The 20,084-nt window shown below is 70.4% G+C and carries 17 protein-coding genes; 10 read left to right on the top strand and 7 right to left on the bottom strand.

Annotated features, from left to right (window positions below):
- Window positions 1-14: 14 nt before the first annotated feature.
- Together Q9R19_RS00755 and Q9R19_RS00750 are read left to right on the top strand one after the other, a co-directional pair.
- Window positions 15-935 (top strand): NADP-dependent oxidoreductase, encoded by a 921-nt coding sequence (locus Q9R19_RS00755; RefSeq protein WP_311254446.1) that lies wholly within the window; start codon window positions 15-17, stop codon window positions 933-935.
- A gap of 121 nt (window positions 936-1,056) precedes the next feature.
- On the top strand, window positions 1,057-1,287 hold the full coding sequence (locus Q9R19_RS00750; RefSeq protein ID WP_311254445.1) for a hypothetical protein: 231 nt from the start codon (window positions 1,057-1,059) through the stop codon (window positions 1,285-1,287).
- An 89-nt stretch (window positions 1,288-1,376) separates the two neighbouring features.
- Here Q9R19_RS00750 and Q9R19_RS00745 read toward each other — a convergent pair whose 3' ends face one another.
- The 3 genes from Q9R19_RS00745 to Q9R19_RS00735 all read right to left on the bottom strand — a co-directional run bounded on the left by Q9R19_RS00745 (window position 1,377) and on the right by Q9R19_RS00735 (window position 4,180).
- Window positions 1,377-1,640, bottom strand: coding sequence for a DUF6458 family protein (locus tag Q9R19_RS00745; RefSeq protein WP_311254444.1), 264 nt, complete (start codon window positions 1,638-1,640; stop codon window positions 1,377-1,379).
- A gap of 76 nt (window positions 1,641-1,716) precedes the next feature.
- On the bottom strand, window positions 1,717-2,871 hold the full coding sequence (locus tag Q9R19_RS00740; protein ID WP_311255835.1) for a low temperature requirement protein A: 1,155 nt from the start codon (window positions 2,869-2,871) through the stop codon (window positions 1,717-1,719).
- Window positions 2,872-2,980: 109 nt separating this feature from the next.
- Window positions 2,981-4,180 carry a glycosyltransferase gene (locus Q9R19_RS00735; RefSeq protein ID WP_311254443.1) on the bottom strand — a complete coding sequence of 400 codons (1,200 nt, stop codon included), beginning with the start codon at window positions 4,178-4,180 and terminating at the stop codon, window positions 2,981-2,983.
- Window positions 4,181-4,330: 150 nt separating this feature from the next.
- Between Q9R19_RS00735 and Q9R19_RS00730 the strand changes: the two genes are divergently transcribed.
- From Q9R19_RS00730 to Q9R19_RS00715, 4 genes are all read left to right on the top strand, one after another.
- Complete coding sequence (locus Q9R19_RS00730; protein ID WP_311254442.1) at window positions 4,331-6,628, top strand: ABC transporter substrate-binding protein/permease; 2,298 nt, start codon at window positions 4,331-4,333, stop codon at window positions 6,626-6,628.
- A gap of 9 nt (window positions 6,629-6,637) precedes the next feature.
- Window positions 6,638-7,417, top strand: coding sequence for an amino acid ABC transporter ATP-binding protein (locus Q9R19_RS00725; protein WP_311255834.1), 780 nt, complete (start codon window positions 6,638-6,640; stop codon window positions 7,415-7,417).
- 59 nt (window positions 7,418-7,476) lie between these two features.
- Complete coding sequence (locus Q9R19_RS00720; protein WP_311254441.1) at window positions 7,477-7,740, top strand: glutaredoxin domain-containing protein; 264 nt, start codon at window positions 7,477-7,479, stop codon at window positions 7,738-7,740.
- An 81-nt stretch (window positions 7,741-7,821) separates the two neighbouring features.
- Window positions 7,822-9,615, top strand: a complete 1,794-nt coding sequence (locus Q9R19_RS00715) for an aldehyde dehydrogenase family protein (RefSeq protein ID WP_311254440.1) — start codon at window positions 7,822-7,824, stop codon at window positions 9,613-9,615.
- A gap of 52 nt (window positions 9,616-9,667) precedes the next feature.
- Here the strand turns inward: Q9R19_RS00715 and Q9R19_RS00710 are convergent, their stop codons facing one another.
- The gene (locus Q9R19_RS00710; protein ID WP_311254439.1) at window positions 9,668-10,543 is read right to left on the bottom strand and encodes a neutral zinc metallopeptidase; all 876 of its coding nucleotides are present in this window, start codon (window positions 10,541-10,543) and stop codon (window positions 9,668-9,670) included.
- Between the two features lie 129 nt (window positions 10,544-10,672).
- Between Q9R19_RS00710 and Q9R19_RS00705 the strand changes: the two genes are divergently transcribed.
- On the top strand, window positions 10,673-11,680 hold the full coding sequence (locus Q9R19_RS00705) for a malate dehydrogenase (RefSeq protein WP_311254438.1): 1,008 nt from the start codon (window positions 10,673-10,675) through the stop codon (window positions 11,678-11,680).
- A gap of 112 nt (window positions 11,681-11,792) precedes the next feature.
- A complete protein-coding gene (locus tag Q9R19_RS00700; protein WP_311254437.1) occupies window positions 11,793-12,251 on the top strand; it encodes a recombinase family protein in 459 nt (152 codons plus the stop codon).
- A gap of 71 nt (window positions 12,252-12,322) precedes the next feature.
- On the opposite strand, the gene Q9R19_RS00695 is transcribed toward Q9R19_RS00700, so the two are convergent.
- The 3 genes from Q9R19_RS00695 to eccCa all read right to left on the bottom strand — a co-directional run bounded on the left by Q9R19_RS00695 (window position 12,323) and on the right by eccCa (window position 17,091).
- Complete coding sequence (locus Q9R19_RS00695; protein WP_311254436.1) at window positions 12,323-12,613, bottom strand: WXG100 family type VII secretion target; 291 nt, start codon at window positions 12,611-12,613, stop codon at window positions 12,323-12,325.
- 20 nt (window positions 12,614-12,633) lie between these two features.
- Window positions 12,634-12,945, bottom strand: a complete 312-nt coding sequence (locus Q9R19_RS00690; protein ID WP_311254435.1) for a WXG100 family type VII secretion target — start codon at window positions 12,943-12,945, stop codon at window positions 12,634-12,636.
- 150 nt (window positions 12,946-13,095) lie between these two features.
- Window positions 13,096-17,091 (bottom strand): type VII secretion protein EccCa, encoded by a 3,996-nt coding sequence (eccCa, locus tag Q9R19_RS00685; RefSeq protein WP_311254434.1) that lies wholly within the window; start codon window positions 17,089-17,091, stop codon window positions 13,096-13,098.
- 85 nt (window positions 17,092-17,176) lie between these two features.
- Between eccCa and Q9R19_RS00680 the strand changes: the two genes are divergently transcribed.
- Window positions 17,177-18,517, top strand: a complete 1,341-nt coding sequence (locus tag Q9R19_RS00680; protein ID WP_311254433.1) for a hypothetical protein — start codon at window positions 17,177-17,179, stop codon at window positions 18,515-18,517.
- Between the two features lie 14 nt (window positions 18,518-18,531).
- Window positions 18,532-20,001, top strand: coding sequence for an FHA domain-containing protein (locus Q9R19_RS00675; protein WP_311254432.1), 1,470 nt, complete (start codon window positions 18,532-18,534; stop codon window positions 19,999-20,001).
- Window positions 20,002-20,084 lie beyond the last annotated feature (83 nt).

The following is a 20,084-nucleotide window of genomic DNA, read 5'->3' as shown; positions in this document are numbered from 1 at the left end:
CGTCAGGAGGACCCATGCGCGCCGTCGTCTACCACCAGTTCACCGATGATCTCGATGCCCTGCAGGTGCGCGAGGTCCCCGAGCCGAAGCTGTCACCGGCATCCGTGCTGGTCGAGGTGCGGGCCGCCGGCGTGAACCCGGTGGACTGGAAGCTGATGGCCGGCGGCCTGGATGCCATCATGCCCACCCAGTTCCCGGTGATCCCGGGCTGGGACGTGTCCGGCGTGGTGGTCGCGGTCGGCATGGACACCCCGGAGTTCCAGGTCGGCGACGAGGTGATGGCGTACGCCCGCACCGACACAGTGGGCGGCGGCACCTTCGCCGAACGGGTCACCGTGCCCGTCCGCGCGGTCGCGCACAAGCCCGAATCCCTCAGCTGGGAGCAGGCCGCCGCGATCCCGCTCGCCGGCGGCACGGCGCTGCGCGCGATCGACGCACTCGGCGAGCTGCACGCCCGCACCGTGCTCATCCACGGCGGCTCGGGCGGCGTCGGCGGCTTCGCGGTGCAGATCGCGCACGCCCGCGGGGCGCGGGTCATCGCGACGGCATCCGAGGCCAACCACGACTACCTGCGCGACCTGGGCGCCCATCCCGTCGCCTACGGCGACGGCCTGGCCGACCGCGTGCTCGAGCTCAACGGCGGGCCGGTCGACGCCGTCGCCGACTTCGCGGGAGGGATGCTGGAGACCACCCTCGCCGTGCTCGGCGACGACGGCGTGCACGTCTCCATCGCCGACTCGTCGGTGACCGAACACGGCGGCCGGCACATCTGGGTGCGCCCCGACGGCGCCGAGACCGCGCGGCTGGCGGCCATGGCCGCGGAGCGCGTGCTGCGCGTCGAGATCGCGAAGACCTTCCCGCTCGAGGGCGTTGCGGATGCCTTCCGCGAGAGCAGGACCCGCCACGTGCGCGGCAAGCTCGTCATCGTGCCCTGACCGCGGCATCCCCCGTCCGGCGGCTACCAGACGTATCCGACCGCCGTCAATCCCCGCGCTTTCCCCGTCCCCGCGACGCATACTGTGCATCATCGGGGGAGCAGACGTTCAGGAGGATGCGATGTCGGACGACTTCATGCTGCACCAGGTCTCACCGGATGACTGGATGATCATCGACACCCGCTTCGGCGCGACCGACGCCCACCATCTCGTCGCCTGCATCACCGAGGACGACGGCCGCGCCGAGGTGCGCTGGTTCCGGCACGTCAGCCTGCCGATGCGATTCGGCAGCCGCATCGAGGCGCTACAGGCGCTGATCACCGCGGAGTCCCCCACGCCCGCTCTGGCCTGACCCGTCCGGGCCGCGACCGACCGGACAGCAGAGGATCGCGGTCCGGCGAGGACCCGCCGGACCGCGATCGTCAGAACTGCGCGCGCACGTCAGAACTGGTCGTCGACCTCACCCGGCGCCCGCACCGACCGGCGCGACACGCCGCTGCCGTCGGGGGCCGCCTCCGTGCGGGTGATGACGTCGGTCCTGCGGCGGCGCGCCATCAGGACGAGCCCCACGAGGAAGGCGATCACGCCCGCTCCCATGAGGATGTAGCCGATCATGTGCAGATCGGCCCATTCCACCTGCACGTTCAGCGCGAAGGCGAGGATCGCACCGATCACGAACAGGACGATTCCGGTTCCGATGGTCATGACGGGTTCCCTTCGTTCGGGCGACGCCGGAGGCCTCGCCGTGGAGTTCCAGGATGGATGCCCGCGCGGGCGCCGCCTATGGGGTTGACAAGGCGTCAGACGCCTCTGCGCTCACCGGCGGGCGCAGCACGAGCACCACCACGATGGCGACGAGCACCACGGCGGTCAGGGTGACCGGCACGGGCAGCACGGCATCCACCAGCACGAGCGCCGCGCCCAGCGGCACCGCCGTGTTCACGACCCGGTCCGCGTTCTCGCGGATCGCCACGATCCAGATGCCGAGCAGGAAGATCGCGATCGGCACGCTGGTGGTGAACGAGGCGCGGACGAAGCCCAGCTCCGTGTGATCGGTGAGCTCGTCGATCTGCACCTCCACACCCGCCGAGAACGCGGCAGCGGCGGCGAAGACGAAGTAGTGCGCGTACCCGTAGGCGAGCGATCTGCTCAGTGTCGTGATCGCCCGGTGGTGCGGCGGCCAGAAGTAGATCCACCACATCGCCGCGGCCGAGACAAGCGTGACCGCCGCGATCCAGATCAGCGGGCCGATCGGCTCCACCTCCTCCCGCGCGCCGATGATCGCGGTGGCGGATGCCAGCAGGCTCTCGCCCAGCACGATCAGCGTGAAAAGGCTGTACCGCTCGGTGATGTGGTGCGGATGCCAGGGCGTCGACGCCCGCCGCTCGGCGATGACGGGCACCGAGAGCTCGGCCAGCATCAGCACGATGAACGCCGGCAGCCGCACGGCATCCGGAAGAAGGAGGAACCCCACCCACAGCACCTGCACGACGCCGATGCCGATCGCGTAGGTGCGCGCGGTGCGACGCAGCGCCGGATCGGAGCGGGACGCCCGCAGCCACTGCACGATCATCGCCACCCGCATCACGACGTACGCCATCACCACGATCGTGAAGTCCGGGTCGTGCGCGTCGAAGACCGGTGCGATCCCGGCGGCCAGCACGAGCACGCCGGCCATCTGCACGATCGTGACCACCCGGTACAGCCAGTCGTCGACGTCGAACGAGGTCGCGAACCAGGTGAAGTTCATCCATGCCCACCAGATGGCGAAGAAGACCATCAGGTACGACACCACTCCGGTCATCGCGTGCCCTGCCGACAGCGCGTCGTGCAGCTGACCGGAGGCGGTGCTCACCGAGATCACGAACACCAGGTCGAAGAACAGCTCCAGTGAGCTCGCGACGCGATGCGGCTCGCGCGGGTCGCGGGGCAGCATCCGCTGCAGGCGGAAGCGGGGCTGGGCGGTCTCACTCACCGAGCCAGGATATGCCCGCTCCCTCGACGAGCTCAGGGGCGCACCTGCGGCTCGGAAGCCCAGCGCGCGGTCAGAGCTCGCCGGGGCGCATGGCCTCGGCATCGATCGCCTTCAGCACGCGCAGCGCCGCCGTGTCGGCGGGCGGCTCCTCAACGGCATCCGGCTGACGCCGGCGCGGCGCGTACACGACCAGCGCGTGGAACAGGAAGCGGGCCAGGAACGCCACGACCAGCGAGATCGCGGTCGCGACGACCGCCGAGATGTGCCACGTCTCCACCATCAGCGCCATCACCGGGATGCGCAGCGCCGCCTCGGCGCTGTTGAACGAGGCGGATGCCGCGAAGCGCACCCACAGGCGCGATGCGTCGGCGCGCTCGGCGCGGAACACGAACAGCTCCTGCAGCACGAAGTTGCCGACGATGGTCACCGCGGCGCCGATGATCGCCGCCGGCACGTAGTCCATGCCCAGCTGAGTGAGCGCCCACATGATGCCGATGTTGGCGATCGCGCCGAGGCCGCCGATCATCGCGAACAGGCCCATCTTGCCGAAGCGCAGGCGGGCCAGATGCGCCAGGAACGTCGCACCCTGCCGCAGGCTGGCCTTCGAGGTGCCGTGGCGGCGCTCGCCGAACTCCATCGGCACCTCCGCGATGCGCAGATCATGCCGCTCCCCCGCGCGCACCAGGATCTCGAGCAGGATCTTGAAGCCCTGCGGACGCAGTCGCGCCAGGTCGAGACGGGTGCGGTCGACCAGGAAGAAGCCGGTCATCGGGTCGCTGCTGCGCCACAGCCGGCGCAGGAACATCGCCTTGGTGATGACGGTCGCCGCCCTCGAGACCCCGTACCGCATCGCGGTGCCCAGCCCCGCCGAGTCCCCTCCGCCGATGTAGCGGGACGCCGCCACGACATCGGCATCGCCCTCGCCGAACCGCGCGAGCATGGCCGGCAGCAGCTCCGGCGGATGCTGCAGATCGCCGTCCATCACCACGCAGACGTCGTGCGCGGCCTCGGCAAGACCGAGCACGACGGCGCCGCCGAGTCCGCCGGTGTTGTGCTCGCGGTGGATGCCGCGCACCGGCACGGCGGCGGATGCCGCGACCCGGGCGATCTCCGCCATGGTGTCGTCGGAGCTGTCGTCCACGAACAGGATCTCCACGTCGTACGCGGCGAGCGCCGCGGCCGTGCGCGCGACCAGCTCTGCGACGTTGTCGCGCTCGTTGAAGGTCGGCACGATGACGGTGACCGGGATGCCGGTGACAGGAGCGCTCATCTGCCCACCTCCCCCGGATCGATGCGACGCGGGTTCAATCGTGCCATCTTTCAGTGTGTGCCAGTACTGCGGGCCTGGGCCGGAAACGGGGGGCGAGTAAGGTGGCACGGGCCAGGACACACCGCTGACGACGAAGACGACGAGGACTCCATGACTCTGCTCAGACAACCGGCGAACTGGTGGCGCGAGAACCGTCTCCCGCTGCTCGCGACCCTCACGGCCATGTTCATCCTGCTGTTCACGGTGGGCGGGGCGGTCGGCATCGCCAACGCGGCGACCAAGCCCGCGGCATCCGACGACGGGGTCAAGGGCAAGACCTTCACGATCGCGACCGACACCACCTGGGCGCCGTTCGAGTTCCAGCGCGACGGCGAACTGCGCGGCATCGACATCGACCTGATCCACGCGGTCGCCGAGGATCAGGGCTTCGACGTCAAGATCGACGTGCTCGGCTTCGACGGGGCGCTCGCCGCCGTCACCGCCGGTCAGGCGGATGCCGTGATGGCGGGCATGTCCATCACCAAGGAGCGGCAGAAGACGTTCGACTTCTCGAACCCGTACTTCGACTCCGGCATCCAGATGGCGATCGCCTCGGACGACGACTCGATCACCGGGTACGAGGACCTCGCCGGCAAGACGGTCTCGGCCAAGACCGGCACCGAGGGCTACGACTTCGCCGAGGACCTCGGCAAGGAGTACGACTTCACCGTCACCGGATTCCAGGATGCCGCGGATGCGTACAACGACGTGACCACCGGCAACTCCGCCGCGGTCTTCGACGACTACCCGATCCTGGCCTACGGCATCGCCACCGGCAATGTCGCGCTGAAGACCGTCACCGACCAGGAGAAGGCCTCCAGCTACGGCATGGCGGTGAAGAAGGGCGACAACGAGGCGCTGCGCAAGGCGTTCAACGCCGGCCTGAAGAACGTCATCGCGGACGGCACGTACCAGGGCATCCTCGACGACTACCTGGGCGACAACGCACCCGAGGCGACGTCGATCGGCGGCGGCAAGGCGGCGCTGGGCAACGACAAGCTCGACCCCGGCAAGCCGGGCGACCTGCCGAAGAACCCGGCGTTCGCGACCGACACCGAGAAGACCCACGGCGAGTTCACGATCGCGACCGACACGACGTTCGCACCGTTCATCTACAAGCTGGACGGCAAGAACGTCGGCATCGACATGGACCTGATGCGGGCGATCGCGGCGAACCAGGGCTTCACGGTGAACATCAAGCCGCTCGGCTTCGACGCCGCCCTCGCCGCCGTGACCGCCGGTCAGGCCGACGGCGTGATCGCCGGCATGAGCATCACCGACGAGCGCAAGCAGGTGTTCGACTTCTCCGATCCGTACTACGAGTCGGGCGTGCAGATGGCCGTCGCGAAGGACAGCGACATCAGCTCGTACGAGGATCTCAAGGGTCAGACCGTCGCCGTGAAGACCGGCACCGTGGGATACGACTTCGCCAAGGAGCTCGGCAAGGACGTGGGCTTCACGGTCAACGCCTTCCAGGACTCGGCCGACATGTACAACGACGTCGCCACCGGCAACTCGGCCGCGACCTTCGAGGACGCGCCGGTGCTGCAGTTCGGCATCGCCTCCGGCAACGTGCCGCTGAAGGTCGTCACCGATCCGGAGCCCGGCGCTGATTACGGCTTCGCCGTGCTGAAGGGCCAGAACGCCGAGCTGCTGAAGATGTTCGACGCCGGCCTGCAGAACGCCAAGGACTCGGGCGCCTACCAGCAGATCGTCGACCGCTACCTGGCGATCGACGACGCCGACGCCACGGCCGACAACTCGTTCTGGGCGCTGCTGAAGACCTCGATCGGCCCGCTGTCGCAGGGTCTGCTGCTCACGCTGCTCGCCACCGCGCTGTCGATCATCTTCGCGATGATCCTGGGCATCATCTTCGGCATCCTGAAGCTGTCGACCAACCGGTTCCTGCGCTTCCTCGCCAGCGCGTACGTGAACATCTTCCGCGGCACCCCGGTGCTGGTGCAGGCGTTCTTCTTCTACTTCGGCGTGCCGGCCGTGACCGGGCAGCCGCTGGACGCGCTCACCGCCGGTGTGATCACGCTCTCGCTGAACGCGGGAGCGTACATCACCGAGATCGTGCGCGGCGGCGTGCAGTCGGTGGATCCAGGGCAGATGGAGGCCTCGCGCTCGCTGGGACTGGGCTGGGGTCCGTCGATGCGCCGGGTGGTGATGCCGCAGGCGTTCAAGATCATGACGCCCAACCTGATCAACCAGTTCATCATCACGCTGAAGGACACCTCGCTGCTCTCGGTGCTCGGCTTCGCCGAGCTGACCTACCAGGGTCGCATCGTGATCGCCTCCACGTTCCGCTCGTTCGAGATCTGGATCGTGGTCGGCGTGATGTACTTCATCGTGATCTGGCTGCTCACAGTTCTGTCGAACTGGGTCGACCGGAAGTTCAACAAGTAGGGGATGACCATGACGAACAACGAGCAGACATACACCCGCCCGGTCTCCACCGCCAAGGGCAACCCGATCGAGGTGCGCGACCTGCACAAGTCGTTCGGGAAGAACGAGGTGCTCACGGGCATCGACCTGACCGTCACCAACGGCGAGGTCGTCGCGGTGATCGGCCCCTCGGGGTCGGGCAAGTCCACCCTGCTGCGCTGCCTGAACCGGTTGGAGGAGGTCACCAGCGGCGAGGTGCTGATCCTGGGCGAGAACATCGCGACCGCCAAGGGGAAGACTCTGGATGCCGTGCGCCAGCGCGTGGGCATGGTGTTCCAGCACTTCAACCTGTTCCCTCACATGACCGCGCTCGAGAACGTCGCGCTGGCGCCCATCGAGCTGAAGATGCTCAGCAGGGCCGAGGCGCGCAAGCGCGGCACCGAGCTGCTGACGCGGGTGGGGCTCGCCGACAAGGCGGATGCCCGTCCGGCATCCCTCTCGGGAGGCCAGAAGCAGCGCGTCGCGATCGCCCGCGCACTCGCGATGAGCCCAGGCATCATGCTGTTCGACGAGGCCACCAGCGCTCTGGATCCCGAGATGGTCGGCGAGGTGCTGCAGGTGATCCGCGACCTGGCGGCATCCGGCATGACGATGGTGCTGGTCACGCACGAGATGGGCTTCGCGCGCGAAGTCGCCGACCGTGTGGTGTTCATGGCCGACGGCAAGGTGGTCGAGTCCGGCGCTCCCGCCGACATCTTCGACCACCCGAAGGAGGAGCGCACCCAGGACTTCCTGTCCAAGGTGCTCTGACGACAGTTCGACGGGCTCAGCGCGACCCTCGGCATCCGCGGCGGCCTTACCCTGGATGCATGACCACTCCTGCATCCGACACCATCACCATGTTCGGCGCCGCGTGGTGCGGCGACTGCCGCCGCACCAAGAAGCAGCTCGACGAGCTGGGCATCCAGTACACCTACATCGACCTGGTCGCCGACCCCGCCGCAGCGGATGTGGCCAAGGAGATCTCCGGGCGCACGAACATCCCGGTGGTCGTGTATCCCGACTCCAGCCACCACGTCGAGCCGTCCAACGCCGACGTCGAGGCCAAGCTGCGCGAGCTCTCGCTGATCTGAGACCGGCCGCCTGGAACCCGGTCCCACATCCTCGTAGGCTGGGTGTCATCCCGCACGCGGCGAGGCCCGAAGGAGACGACGATGACTCAGGATGCTGCCGTGACCACGGCGAAGAAGTCGGATGCCGCGGCATCCGCTCTCCCCGAGCTCGACGACGCGACGCGCGAGGCTCTCGACGCCGACATCGCGGTGCTGCAGCAGGGCTCGCGCACCTGGTCGAACCTCACCGTCGCGCAGCGCGTGACCCTGCTGCGCGCGCTGCGGGCGAGCGTGTCCGCGACCATCGAGGACTGGGCGAACACGGCATCCGACTCCAAGGGGCTGCGCCCCGGGCATCCGCTGCGCGGTGAGGAATGGCTGAGCGGCCCGTACTCGGTGCTCGGCGCGCTCGACGCGTACGCCGACACCCTCACCAAGCTGTCGCAGGGTCGCAGCGCCCTCGACGGCGTCGCGCTCGGCCGCGCACCGGGCGGGCGCACGAAGGTCGACGCGTTCCCGCTCACCGGCATCGACAGGTTTCTGCTCTCCGGCTTCCGTGGCGAGGTGTGGCTCGAACCGGGCATCACGCCGAACACCGCGCGCGAGTCAGCGGGCCTCGCGCAGCTGACGCCTTCGGCATCCGGTGGCGTGGGGCTGGTGCTCGGCGCCGGCAACATCACCTCGATCCCCGTGCTCGACGTGCTGTACGAGCTGCTCGCGCACAACCGCGTCGCGCTGCTCAAGGTCAACCCCACGCAGGACGCCCTGGTGCCCGTGTACGAACGGGCGCTCGCCCCGCTGATCGAGCCCGGGTTCCTGCGCATCGTGCGCGGGGGGCCGGGCGTCGGCGCCTACCTGACCGGGCATCGCGACCTGGTGCACGTGCACATCACCGGATCCGCCGCGACCTTCGACGCGATCGTGTGGGGCCCGGGCGCCGCAGGGAAGCGCCGCCGGCGCGAGAACCGTCCGCAGCTGAAGAAGCCGATCACCGCCGAGCTGGGCGGCGTCTCGCCGATCATCGTCGTTCCGGGCGAGTGGACGGATGCCGACCTCGCCTACCAGGCCGAGCACGTCGCCACCATGCGGCTGCAGAACTGCGGGCACAACTGCATCGCCGGGCAGCTCGTGATCATGTCATCCGACTGGCCGCAGGCCGAGCAGTTCCGCGCCGAGCTGCGTCGCGCCTACGCCGGCGCCCCCGAGCGGCCGATCTGGTACCCCGGGTCGCCGTCGCGCATGCAGCGGGCGGCCGAGGACTATCCTGATGCCCTGGTGCTGGCCGACCGCCTGCTGGTCGAGATCGACGACGGGCAGGATGCCACGGCCCTGGAGACCACCGAGTACTTCGCACCCGTGCTCGGGGTGGTGGAGCTGCCCGGCACCGGGCAGGAGTTCCTGGATGCCGCGGTCGCGCACGCCAACGAGAAGCTGCAGGGCACCCTGGGCGCCAACCTGCTGATCGACCCGGCCACCGAGAAGGCGCTCGGCAGCGGCTTCGGGCGTGCGATCGCCGAACTGCATTACGGCTCGATCGCGATCAACGGCTGGACGGCGTTCGGATTCATCATCCCGACGCTGACCTGGGGCGCGTTCCCGGGGAACACACTCGACGACGTGGGAAGCGGCATCGGTGTCGTGCACAACGCACTGCTGCTCGACGGCGTGGAGCGGTCGATCGTGCGCGGGCCGTTCCGCCCGTTCCCGCGGTGGGTGCCCGATCGCATCCTGCACCCCGAGGCCCTGAGCCGGTCGCGGGCGACGATCCTGCCGACCCCGCCGTGGTTCGTCTCCGCCCGCACCGCCGCGCAGGTGAGCGAGGGCCTCACGCGGTTCCGCGCCCGCGGCGGCGTGCTCGGCCTGGCGAAAACCCTGCTCCAGGCGCTGCGCGCCTGAGCCCCCCCGGGCGCTGCGCGCCTGAGCCCCCTGCAAGGAGATCCGCGCCCGGCTACAGCTGGTCGCCGGGCACCTGGAACGTATCGCACACGCCCAGGCCGTTGGTGTAGCCGTTGGCGAACCAGTACTTGCGCTGCTCGCTGGTGCCGTGCGTGAAGCTCTCCGGATTGACGAAGCCGGACTGCTCCTGGATGTGGTCGTCGCCCACCACGTAGGCGGCGTTCACGGCATCCGCCAGCTGCGCCTCGGTGTACGGCTGAAGGTAGTTCTCGCCGTTGCTGTCCTTGAGCTTCACGGCATCCTTCAGCCAGGCTCCGGCGTAGCAGTCGGCCTGCAGCTCGGTGCGCACGCTGTTACTGTCGGGGCCGGTGCCGTTGTTCGGATGCTCGTCCATCACGCCGGTGATGTTCTGGATGTGGTGGCCCCACTCGTGCCCGACGATGTACAGTTGCGCGAGATTGCCGGCCGAGGCTCCGAACTGCTGCTGCATGAGTTGGAAGAACGTCGGGTCGAGATACACGCCCTGCTCGGGCGGGCAGTAGAACGGGCCGACCGCGTTGGATGCCGTGCCGCACTGCGTGGAGGTCTGACCGTCGACGATCGTCAGCGACGGCTTGACGTAGCCGTCGACGTGCGCGGCCCAGTAGTCGTTGAGCATGACCTCGGCGCCGGCCATCCGGCAGTCGTCGTTCGTGTTCGCGTCGGTGCCGGTGTCGCACTCGCTGAGGGTGTTCTCACCGGTCGCCGCCGGCTGGCCGCCGCCTCCTGGGACGCCGCCGACGAGGCCGGACAGGTCGACGCCGAGCATCGGCCCGATGATCAGGGCGAGGATGCCGATCACTCCCACTCCGCCTCCCGCGATCGCGGCGGTGCGCCCGCGGCGGCGGGTGGTGTTGCCCGAGATGTCGGCATCCGGATTGAAGGTCATGGAGAAAAGGTACCCCGGGTACTGCGCCGAAACCCCTCGCTGCCGTCGAAACCCCTCGTGAACTGCGCGAATCAGGAGGGGTTTCGGCGACCAGGAGGGGTTTCGGCGAACGGCGTAGGCTCGGATTCCATGGCGACGACGATCACGATCACGGGGGCCGGCGGACAGATCGGCTACGCGCTGCTGTTCCGCATCGCGGCCGGCGACATGCTCGGCGCGGGCGAGCACGTGCGGCTGCGACTGCTGGAGATCCCGCAGGGCATCAAAGCGGCCGAGGGTGCGGCGTTAGAACTGCAGGACGGCGCGTTCGGGCTGCTCGAGCACGTGGAGGTGACCGACGACCCGTCCGTGGCCTTCGACGGCGCGAACCTCGCCCTGCTGGTCGGTGCCCGCCCGCGCGGGCCCGGCATGGAGCGAGGCGACCTGCTGGCGGCGAACGCCGGGATCTTCGGCCCCCAGGGCGCCGCGATCGCGGCATCCGCGGCATCCGACATCCGGGTGACCGTCGTGGGGAACCCGGCCAACACGAACGCGCTGATCGCGGCATCCGCCGCCGATGGCGTACCCGCCGAGCGGTTCACCGCCCTGACCCGACTCGACGAGAACCGTGCGCGGGCGCAGCTGGCACTGGCACTGGACGCGCCGGTCGCGAGCGTGCGCCGGCTGCCGATCTGGGGCAACCACTCCGCCACGCAGTTCCCCGACATCGCGCACGCGACGCTCGACGGGCGGCCGGCGGCGGATGCCCTGGCCCAGCGCGTCGGCGACGTGCGCGCCTGGCAGGAGCGGACCTTCATCCCGCGGGTGGCCAAGCGCGGCGCGGAGATCATCGACGTGCGCGGCTCGTCGTCGGTGGCATCGGCGGCGAACGCGACCATCGATCACGTGCGCGACTGGGTGCACGGCACGGGGGACACGGCGGGCGATGGCGACTGGACCAGTGCCGGCGTGGTCTCGCACGGAGAGTACGGGGTGCCGGAAGGTCTGATCTCGTCGTTCCCGGTGCGGTCCGTCGACGGGCAGTGGCAGATCGTCGAGGGACTGGAACCGGATGCCTGGGCGCAGGCGCGCGTCGACGCGTCGGTGGCCGAGCTGGTGGAGGAGCGCGACGCGGTCCGGGCACTCGGGATGCTCTGACTCGCGCGTTCGAGTCGCGCAAACGGTCCCATTCGATGCCGAGATGCAGCAACTTGAGCGATTCGAATCTGAGACGCAGACTTCGGGCAGAATGGAGGCCGGAGGTGCCGACATGAGTGACGTGGCTAATGCGGGGGACGGGAATCCGGAGATCGCGCTCACGAGCCCGCTGCACCTGCCGCACGCGGCGGCGACCTGCCCCAAGTGCCTGGCGAACGACGATCACGACTGGTGGTCGGCCCGCCCCGAGGGCGCCCGGCTGGTCGGGCTGGTCGTGGCGCGCGACGGGATGCCGTCGGTCACGCAGCAGCGCGAGGATCTGACCCGCTTCGGCGTGCCCATCGAGGGCTTCCGGCATCCGGCTCCCGAGATCCTGGAGAGCTGGGGCGACCGGCTCGCGCGGCTGATCGAGACGCTGCGCGCCGGCGACGTGCTGGTGGTCGCCAATGTGCACGCCCTCGGCCGCGACCGCGACGAGGAGACCCGCACGGTGGCCGAGCTGCGTCGCCGCGGCATCATGGTCAAGGTGCTCGGCCATCACGCGCGGCACCTCGCCGACGCCGAGGGCTGAACGAGAACCGGCTGCCGCCCCCGAAGGGGCGACAGCCGGTTCTGAACGCGAGCCGCGTCAGTGACGCGAGGTCACCAGCGGTTCTTGTTGCGGTTCTCGTTGGCCTGCGCGTCGGCCGAGTCCTGCGAGACCTGACGACCGATGTCGTGCAGGAGCGCCTTCATCTCGGTCAGCGCCGCGTTCCACTTGGCCTTGGCCTGAACGTAGGCCTCGGAGGCCGAACCGGTCCAGTCCGCCTGCAGCGGACGGAGTGCGGTCTCCATGTCGTTGAGCTTGGTCTCGATGGTGCTCGCGCTGCCGACCAGGTCTGTACCTGCTGCGTCGACGGCGCCGAACTGCATCTTGTAGCCGTTACCACCCATGTTGTTCTTCCCTCCGCGTCTCAGCCGAGACGGCCCATGAACTTGTTGTGCGACGCCTTGGATGTGTCGTCGGTCTGCGTGTACGCGCTCTGCGAGTCGATCAGGTTCTGCTCGAACTGGTCGAGAGCGTTCGTGATGCGGCGCGACTTGTCCTGCCACGCCTGGAAGGTCTGCTGGAAGGCCGCGGCGCCGGAGCCGGTCCACGACGAGCCGATGCCGGAGAGCTTGTTCTGAATCGCGTTCAGCTCACCGACGATGTCCACCTTCGACTGGTTGACGATCTTGGCGCCCCGCTGAAGAGCACCATCCGCTGCAGAGACTTCTCCGCCCACGGTCACCTCCTGGTCCTGAGGGCGTTCATCGCCCTGATTGCTTCAGCCCCGGAGGGGCCGTGTCACCGCTGTTCGGCGACTAGTAACACCCTACGACCCGCCTCCAGCGGATGCCTATGGGTAGCTCTGCCCACTCAGGACTGCCCATGCTCACAGCTGAGAGGGCGCGTAGGCCAGCTGCATGATCTGCAGCCCGTGCTCGCGCGTGATGACCTTCGCGCGCCCTGGCACGGCCGGTGTGGCCTTCACGTTCCCGATCAGCGCGCCCTCGTCCGGGCTGCCCGAGAGGAGGATGCCGGGGGCGGCCAGATCGCGCAGCGTCTGCATCACCGGCTCGAACGTGGCGCGCGACGCACCGCCCGACCGGCGGGTGAGCAGCAGGTGCAGCCCCACGTCGGTGGCCTGCGCCAGCAGGGGCTGCAGCACCGCGATCGGGTTGCCCGACTGGGTGTTGACCAGGTCGTAGTCGTCCACCAGCACATACACCTCCGCCCCCGACCACCAGGACCGATCGCGCAGCTGCTGCGGCGTGACGTCCGGCCCTGGCAGCCGGCTGCGCAGGTACTCGGTCAGGCCGCCCAGCTCCTCGCCGGCCTGCTGGGCCGTCGTGTAGTAGCCGGCGAGGTACTCGTCCGGGATCTCCGACAGCAGGGCTCGCCGGTAGTCCACCACGAAGAACTGCGCCTCCTTGGCCGTGGCGGTGCGCATGATCTCGTGCGCGAAGGTGCGCAGGAAGCTGGACTTGCCCGACTGCGTGTCGCCGAACAGGTACAGGTGCGGGTTGCGCTTCACGTCGAACGCCGTCGGCGCGAGCTCTGCCTCGTCCACGCCGAGCAGCACCTGGTCCTGCTGCGGGGTGCCCTCCGCCCGGCGACGCAGCTCGGAGATCTCCAGCATCTCGGGCAGCAGCCGCAGCTTGGGCCCGCGCGGGCCCTTCCAGGCCGCGTTCACGCGGGTGATGAGATCCTCAACGCCCTCGCTCAGCGTGTCGGGGTCGCCGGATCCGTCCACGCGCGGCAGCGCGGTGAGCATGTGATGCTTGGTGGGGTCGAGGCCGCGGCCGGGCCGGCTCAGCGGCACGTTCGCGGCGATCTTGCGGTCGATCTCGGAGTCGCTCGTGTCACCCAGGCGGAGCTCGAGCTTGGAGCCGAAGGTGTCGCGGATCGCGGTGCGGAAGTCCATCCAGCGCGTGGTCGTGACCACCAGGTGCACGCCGAAGGTGAGCGCGCGTCCCGCGAGCGCCTGGATCTCGAACTCCATCTCCTCGAACTCGGCGCGGATCGTCGGCCAGCCGTCGACGATCAGGAAGACGTCGCCGTAGCCGTCGTCCGCCCGGCCCTGCGCGCGCATGCGCCGGTAGGTCTCGATCGAGTCGATCGCGTTCGCGGTGAAGTACCGCTCGCGGGCGTTGACGATGCCGACGACCTCCTGGAACATGCGTCGCAGCACGTCCGGCTGGTTGCGGCCGGCGACGCCGGCGACGTGCGCCATCTTCGAGAACGGCACGAACGTGCCGCCGCCGAAGTCCATCACGTAGAACTGCACCTCGTGCGGAGTGTGCGTCAGGGCGATGCCGGTCAGCACGCTGCGCGCGAGTGTGCTCTTGCCGCTGCGCGCGCCGCCGACGATCGCCAGGTGACCGCCGGCGCCCACCAGGCTCATCGTCAGGCTGTCGCGGCGCTGCTCGAGCGGCCGGTCGACGATGCCGAGCGGGATCGTGAGCGGGCCGGCCTGCCGCCAGCGCGGCGAGATCAGCCCGAGCTGCGGATCCTCGGTGAGGTCGCCGAGCAGCTCGTCGAACGTCGCGGGCACATCCAGCGGCGGCAGCCACACCTGGTGCGCCGGCATGCTGCGGCCCTTCATGAGCGAGACGGCGATGTCGAAGGTGACGCGCTTCTCGGGCGCCTCGCCGCCGCTCGCCGCGGCCTCGGGCACCGCCTCGAGCGCGGGCTCCTCCTCCTGCACGATCACCGGCGCGGCGGTGAACGCCCTCGCCTCGATCGCGCGGATCGGCTGCTCGGGTTCGGCCGCGTCCACCGCGGAGCCGGGTCGCCGCCGCCGGGTCTTCGGCGGAGCGGAGACGTAGGCGGCGCGGAACTGGGTGAGCGTCTCGGCATCCGATTTCAGGATGCCGTGCCCGCCGCCGCCGGGCAGGGTGAACGCGTCGGGCACGCCGATCACGGCCCGCGAGTCGGCGCCCGAGAACGTCTTCAGACCGATCCGGTAGGACAGGTGGGAGTCCAGCCCGCGCAGCTTGCCCTCCTCGAGCCGCTGGGTGGACAGCAGCAGGTGGACCTGCAGCGAGCGGCCCAGCCGCCCGATCGCGACGAACAGCTCGGTGAAGTCGGGCTTGGCCGCCAGCAGCTCGGAGAACTCGTCGGCGACGATCAGCAGCGCCGGCAGCGGCTTCAGGTCGGTGCGGCCGCCCTTGCGCGCCGCCTCGTAGTCGGTGACGTTGGCGAAGTTGCCGGCGTCGCGCAGCAGCTCCTGCCGTCTGGTCATCTCGCCCTGGATGGCGTCCTGCATGCGATCGACCAGGGTGAGGTCGTCGCCGAGGTTCGTGATCACGGCAGAGACATGCGGCATGTCGGCCATGCCCGCGAAGGTCGCACCGCCCTTGAAGTCGATGAGCACGAAGTTCAGCGCCTCGGACGAGTGGGTCAGCGCGAGGGAGAGCACCAGGGTGCGCAGCACCTCGGACTTTCCCGAGCCGGTGGCGCCGATCAGCATGCCGTGCGGGCCCATGCCCTGCTGGGCGGATTCCTTGATGTCCAGGATCATCGGCTGCCCGGTGGCGGTCAGTCCGATCGGCACGCGCAGCCGGTCGCGCGCGGAGCGCGGCTTCCACGCCAGCTCCGGATCGAAATCGCGCACGTCGGGGAGTCCCAGCAGATCGGTCAGCTCGGCCGAGATCGCGCGTGCACCGCCGGCCGCCTCGTCGTCCTGCGCGGTCTCGCCCAGCCCGGTCAGGCGACGGGCCACGGCCTCCGCCGAGGCGATGCCCAGGAAGTCGGGCGCGGCCTGGATCGCGCCGTAGCCGCGGCGGGCGACGGTGAGCTGCGAGCCGCCCTCGCCCTCGACGATCAGCCGGGTGGTGAGCGGGTCGCTGAGCTCGGCCCACTCACGGGCGAGGTCGATGACGGTGACGCCGTCGACGCCGCCCTCCTCGGCGAGGGGATGCCCGGCGGGCGGCTCCGCGCCGTCGAGCACGACCACCAGGTGCGGCACCGTGCCGCCGCCGCGGCCGCTCGCCAGCCCGCGGGAGCGGATGTCGACGACGAGGGGTTCGATCTCCGACCATGACGAGCCGATCCGGCGCGCCCCGCCGACGGCATCCGTCTGCGTGTCGGACTGCGCGTGCGGCAGCCACTTGGCCCACTCCCAGTACGGCAGATCGGCACCGGATGCGACGACGGCGACCTGCAGATCCTCCGGGGCGACGAAGGTGGCCAGGTGCGCGACGACCGCGCGCGCCAGACCGCGCGCGCGCACCCGGTCGCCGACGATCTCCAGCCGCGCGCAGCTGCCGAGATCGAGCGCGAGCGGCAGGTCGGGCACCTGATCGTGGGTGAGCACGAAGCGGTGCGCGGCCGAGGCGCTCACCGGATCGAGCTGCGCGAGCGCCGGGATCGGCGCCTCGTCGAGGGTCATCGCGAGCGGCTGCGTCGCGGTGCCGATGCGCGTGACCAGGAACTCGGGGCTGGTGGCCGCGTGCTCCCACACCCGCGAGCCCTCCTCGACGATGAACGGCAGCGTCTCGGGCGCCGGCAGCATCCACTCGTCGTACCGGCGCTGCCGGGTCGCCACCTCGCGCACGGCATCCCGCGTCTCGGCGAGGTAGGCGAGGTACTCGCGCCGGGTGTTCTCGACGTTCGTGGAGTGCTGCGACTTCTGGCGCCACATCTGACCGCCGACCATGGACAGCGCCATGAAGAGGAACATGCCGCCCATGATGTAGGTGCGCGTGGCATCGCCGCCCTGCGTGAGCGAGAGCACGGCGACCGAGCCCAGGCTGCCGACCATCGGCAGGGCCATCATCAGGGTGTTCGAGGCGCCCTCCGGCTTGGGCAGCTCCGGCGCCTGCTGCAGGGTGAGTTGGCCTCCGGCCGGCGGTTTCGGCGCACGGCGGTTGCTGGTGGTGCTCACGACTGGCCCTCCTCGAGTCGCCTACTATCATGTCAGGGATGCCGCGATGAACCGGCGTCTCATGGAGGAGCGTCGAGGGGCGGGGATGGCAGCCAAGACGATTCGCCTGACCGTGGCCGACGCGCACAGCCGCCACGATCTGGTCGTTCCCGCCGATTCGACGGTGGCCGAACTGCTCACGGTCGGCGGCGTCGATCTGCAGCGCTACGTGGGCACCACCACCTCGGGCGCCGCCATCGAGCTCGACAGCGAGGTCTCCGACACCCCCGGCGACGGCGGAGTCATCTGGCTGTTCGACCGCACGGCGAGCGCGAGCACCGGTCGCGCCGGCCGAGGACGCGCGAAGGACGCCTCGCATCACGGGGATTCCTCGCAGAGCTGGACCCTGCTCACTCTGCTGCTGCTGATCGCGCTCGCTCTGGTGGCCTGCACGGTGATCGCACCGAGCGCTCTGACCGTCTCGGTCTCGGCGGGCGTGCTGCTGGTCGGATCCCTGGTGCTGCTCGGGCAGCCGGTGGCCGGGCGCAACGCCTACGTCACCTTCTTCTCACCGGCTCTGGCCGCCGGCGCCGGCGCGCTCGCCCTGGCCGGCTTCGCCGACGCGGGCGCGATGATGGCCGCCGGCGCGATCGCCGGCGCGACCGTGGCGTGCGCGCGTCACGCGCTGGTGCGCGCGCACGGACGCACCGCGGCCGGCAGCACCGCGGTGGTCGCGGTGATCTGGTCGGTGCTCGCCGTCATCCACGCGGCGGCGTTCATCGCCGACATACCGGCCGCGGCGATCGTGGCTGTGCAGATCGCGTGCGCGGCCCCGCTGTTCCATTACATGCGCGGCGCGGCGCTGGATGTGGATGCCGAGGACCTGATCGACATCCCGTTCGTCATCCGCGACGCGCAGGGCATCCGCTCCCGCCCTCCGGCGGAGCCCGCACCGGTGCACGCCGCGCAGGCGGCCGCCCAGTACCGCCTGGCGCGACGGCGCTCGGAGGCGGGCATCGTGATGGCCTGCGCGCTCGCGCTGCTGTCGACCCTGTACGCGCTTCCGGCCGCCGGCGCCGACTCGGTGCAGTCGTGGTGCGTGCTCGGCGGCACGCTGGGCGTCGGATGCTACCTGCTGCTCACCTCGCGCAAGCTGCGCGACGGCGTCGCGCGCGGCGCGGCGCTCGGCACCGGGGCGGTCGTGGCCGTGCTCGCGGCGACGGCGCTGGTGCTGGCGCTGCAGTTCAGCACACTGCTGGTCGCGATCGTGCTGGTGCTCGCCGGCACGATCATCGGATGCCTGACCGTCCCGCTCGCCGGGGACTGGCGTTCGCTGGGATGGTCGCGCACGGGCGACATCCTGGAGGGGCTGATGCTGGCTCTCGCCCCCGCCGCCCTGCTCTACGGCTCGGACATCGCCGGACAGATCCTGGAGGTCTTCTCGTGACTCTCTCGCCGCCCATGGCACCCGCATCCGGCGTCTCCCCCGCACCGTCGCGCCCGGGGGCCGCCTCCGTGGTGGCGACCTCCGGGCAGCGCGCCGGTGCGTATCTGATCGACGTCGCGATCGTGGCGGTCGCGGCGGCGCTGGTCTGGCTGGTCAGCGGCTCTCTCGTGCTGCTGGCCGTGACGGTGATCGAGCTGTGGGCGATCGCATGGGTGTGGGAGGGGCACACCGGGGCCACACCCGGCAACCTCGCCTGCGGCATCCGCACGGTGCGCCGCGACTCCGAGGTGACCGTCGGCGCACGCCGTCTGCTGCCGCGCAGCCTGCTGATGGGCGTGGCGCACGTCATCCCGGTGCTGCTGCCGGTGGGCCTGGCCGCCGCGGGTGCGCTCGACGGCGTCAGCGGTGCGCGGATGATCGACGTGCGCAAAGCCCGCCTGGCCACCGCCGCCGGTGGTCGCGCGCCGAGCCTGGAGGCGCGAGTGACCGCCGCCGGCGAGTCGACCGTCATCGGCACGGACGGCGCGGTGATCGCGAGCGCCCCCATCTCGCGGGTGCCCGGCGCGGCGCCGGCGTCGATCGCTCCGGCATCCCCCGCATCCGCTCCCGCCCAGCCTCAGCTGCCCGACGCCGGCACCGTCCCGGTGTTCGAACTGGCCGACGGCACCGTGGTCAGGGCGAGCGGCCTGGGCTTCATCGGCCGAGCGCCCCGCGCGCCCGAGTCGATCCCCGACGCGATCCTGGTGCGCGTTCCCGACGGCGCGCGCTCGCTGTCGCGCACGCACGCCGCATTCGGCATCGAGGACGGCGACCTGTGGGTGCAGGACCTCGGCTCCGCCAACGGCGCCTCCGTGCGCCACCTCGGCGGCGGCGTGACCGACCTGGCCTCGCAGACGCCGTACTTCCTCGTGCCCGGTGATGTGCTGGTGCTCGGCGGCGATGCCGAGCTGGCGTTCCGTCGCGTGCTGGAGCGTTCGGCTCCGCCCGCCCCGCAGCCCGCGGCGCAGGCTTCCGCGGCACGGGCCTCCGCGGCGGAATCGGATGCCGTCGCCCCGGCATCCGACGCACCAGACACGGCTGCACCGGCCGAGACCGTCGCCGGTCCCGTCGCTCCGGCTCCGGAACCCGCGCCGATGGACGCCCTCGCGCAGGCGGTGGTCGCTCTGCAGTTCCAGGACGGCAGCACCATGCCGATCACCGGCATCGGCTACATCGGTCGCGCTCCGAGTCTGCCCGATGGCGAGCGGCCGGATGCCGCGCTCGTGGCCGTACCCGACGGCGACCGCTCGGTGTCGCGGACGCACGGCCGGTTCGGGGTCGTGGACGGTCAGGCGTGGTTCGAGGACCTGGGCTCGGGCAACGGCTCGATGCTGCGCACCGGTGACGGACGCTCCGGCCCGATGACCCCGCACCAGCGCTTCGGGTTGGTGCCGGGCATGGTGCTGCAGCTGGGCGACTGCGTGATCCGCATCATCGCCGCCTGAGGCCGCCGCCTGCGATCGCGGCCGGCGCTGATGCGCGCTGACACGCCAGCGCGCGCGCACGCCGAAGGGCGCTCACCCGAAGG

The sequence above is a fragment of the Microbacterium sp. ARD32 genome (genome assembly GCF_031844385.1).
Lineage (GTDB): Bacteria > Actinomycetota > Actinomycetes > Actinomycetales > Microbacteriaceae > Microbacterium.
The sequence above is the reverse complement of the archived record's forward strand: the minus strand, read 5'-3'. Positions and strand labels throughout refer to the sequence as shown.

Coding starts and splice junctions, on each gene's coding strand:
- Q9R19_RS00755 (WP_311254446.1), top strand. CDS start 15: ATGCGCGCCGTCGTCTACCACCAGTTCACCGATGATCTCGATGCCCTG.
- Q9R19_RS00745 (WP_311254444.1), bottom strand. CDS start 1,640: ATGACCATCGGAACCGGAATCGTCCTGTTCGTGATCGGTGCGATCCTC.
- Q9R19_RS00680 (WP_311254433.1), top strand. CDS start 17,177: ATGGCAGCCAAGACGATTCGCCTGACCGTGGCCGACGCGCACAGCCGC.
- Q9R19_RS00705 (WP_311254438.1), top strand. CDS start 10,673: ATGGCGACGACGATCACGATCACGGGGGCCGGCGGACAGATCGGCTAC.
- Q9R19_RS00740 (WP_311255835.1), bottom strand. CDS start 2,871: ATGCTGCCCCGCGACCCGCGCGAGCCGCATCGCGTCGCGAGCTCACTG.
- Q9R19_RS00700 (WP_311254437.1), top strand. CDS start 11,793: ATGAGTGACGTGGCTAATGCGGGGGACGGGAATCCGGAGATCGCGCTC.
- Q9R19_RS00695 (WP_311254436.1), bottom strand. CDS start 12,613: ATGGGTGGTAACGGCTACAAGATGCAGTTCGGCGCCGTCGACGCAGCA.
- Q9R19_RS00750 (WP_311254445.1), top strand. CDS start 1,057: ATGTCGGACGACTTCATGCTGCACCAGGTCTCACCGGATGACTGGATG.
- Q9R19_RS00725 (WP_311255834.1), top strand. CDS start 6,638: ATGACGAACAACGAGCAGACATACACCCGCCCGGTCTCCACCGCCAAG.
- Q9R19_RS00715 (WP_311254440.1), top strand. CDS start 7,822: ATGACTCAGGATGCTGCCGTGACCACGGCGAAGAAGTCGGATGCCGCG.
- Q9R19_RS00720 (WP_311254441.1), top strand. CDS start 7,477: ATGACCACTCCTGCATCCGACACCATCACCATGTTCGGCGCCGCGTGG.
- Q9R19_RS00710 (WP_311254439.1), bottom strand. CDS start 10,543: ATGACCTTCAATCCGGATGCCGACATCTCGGGCAACACCACCCGCCGC.
- Q9R19_RS00730 (WP_311254442.1), top strand. CDS start 4,331: ATGACTCTGCTCAGACAACCGGCGAACTGGTGGCGCGAGAACCGTCTC.
- Q9R19_RS00675 (WP_311254432.1), top strand. CDS start 18,532: ATGGCACCCGCATCCGGCGTCTCCCCCGCACCGTCGCGCCCGGGGGCC.
- Q9R19_RS00735 (WP_311254443.1), bottom strand. CDS start 4,180: ATGAGCGCTCCTGTCACCGGCATCCCGGTCACCGTCATCGTGCCGACC.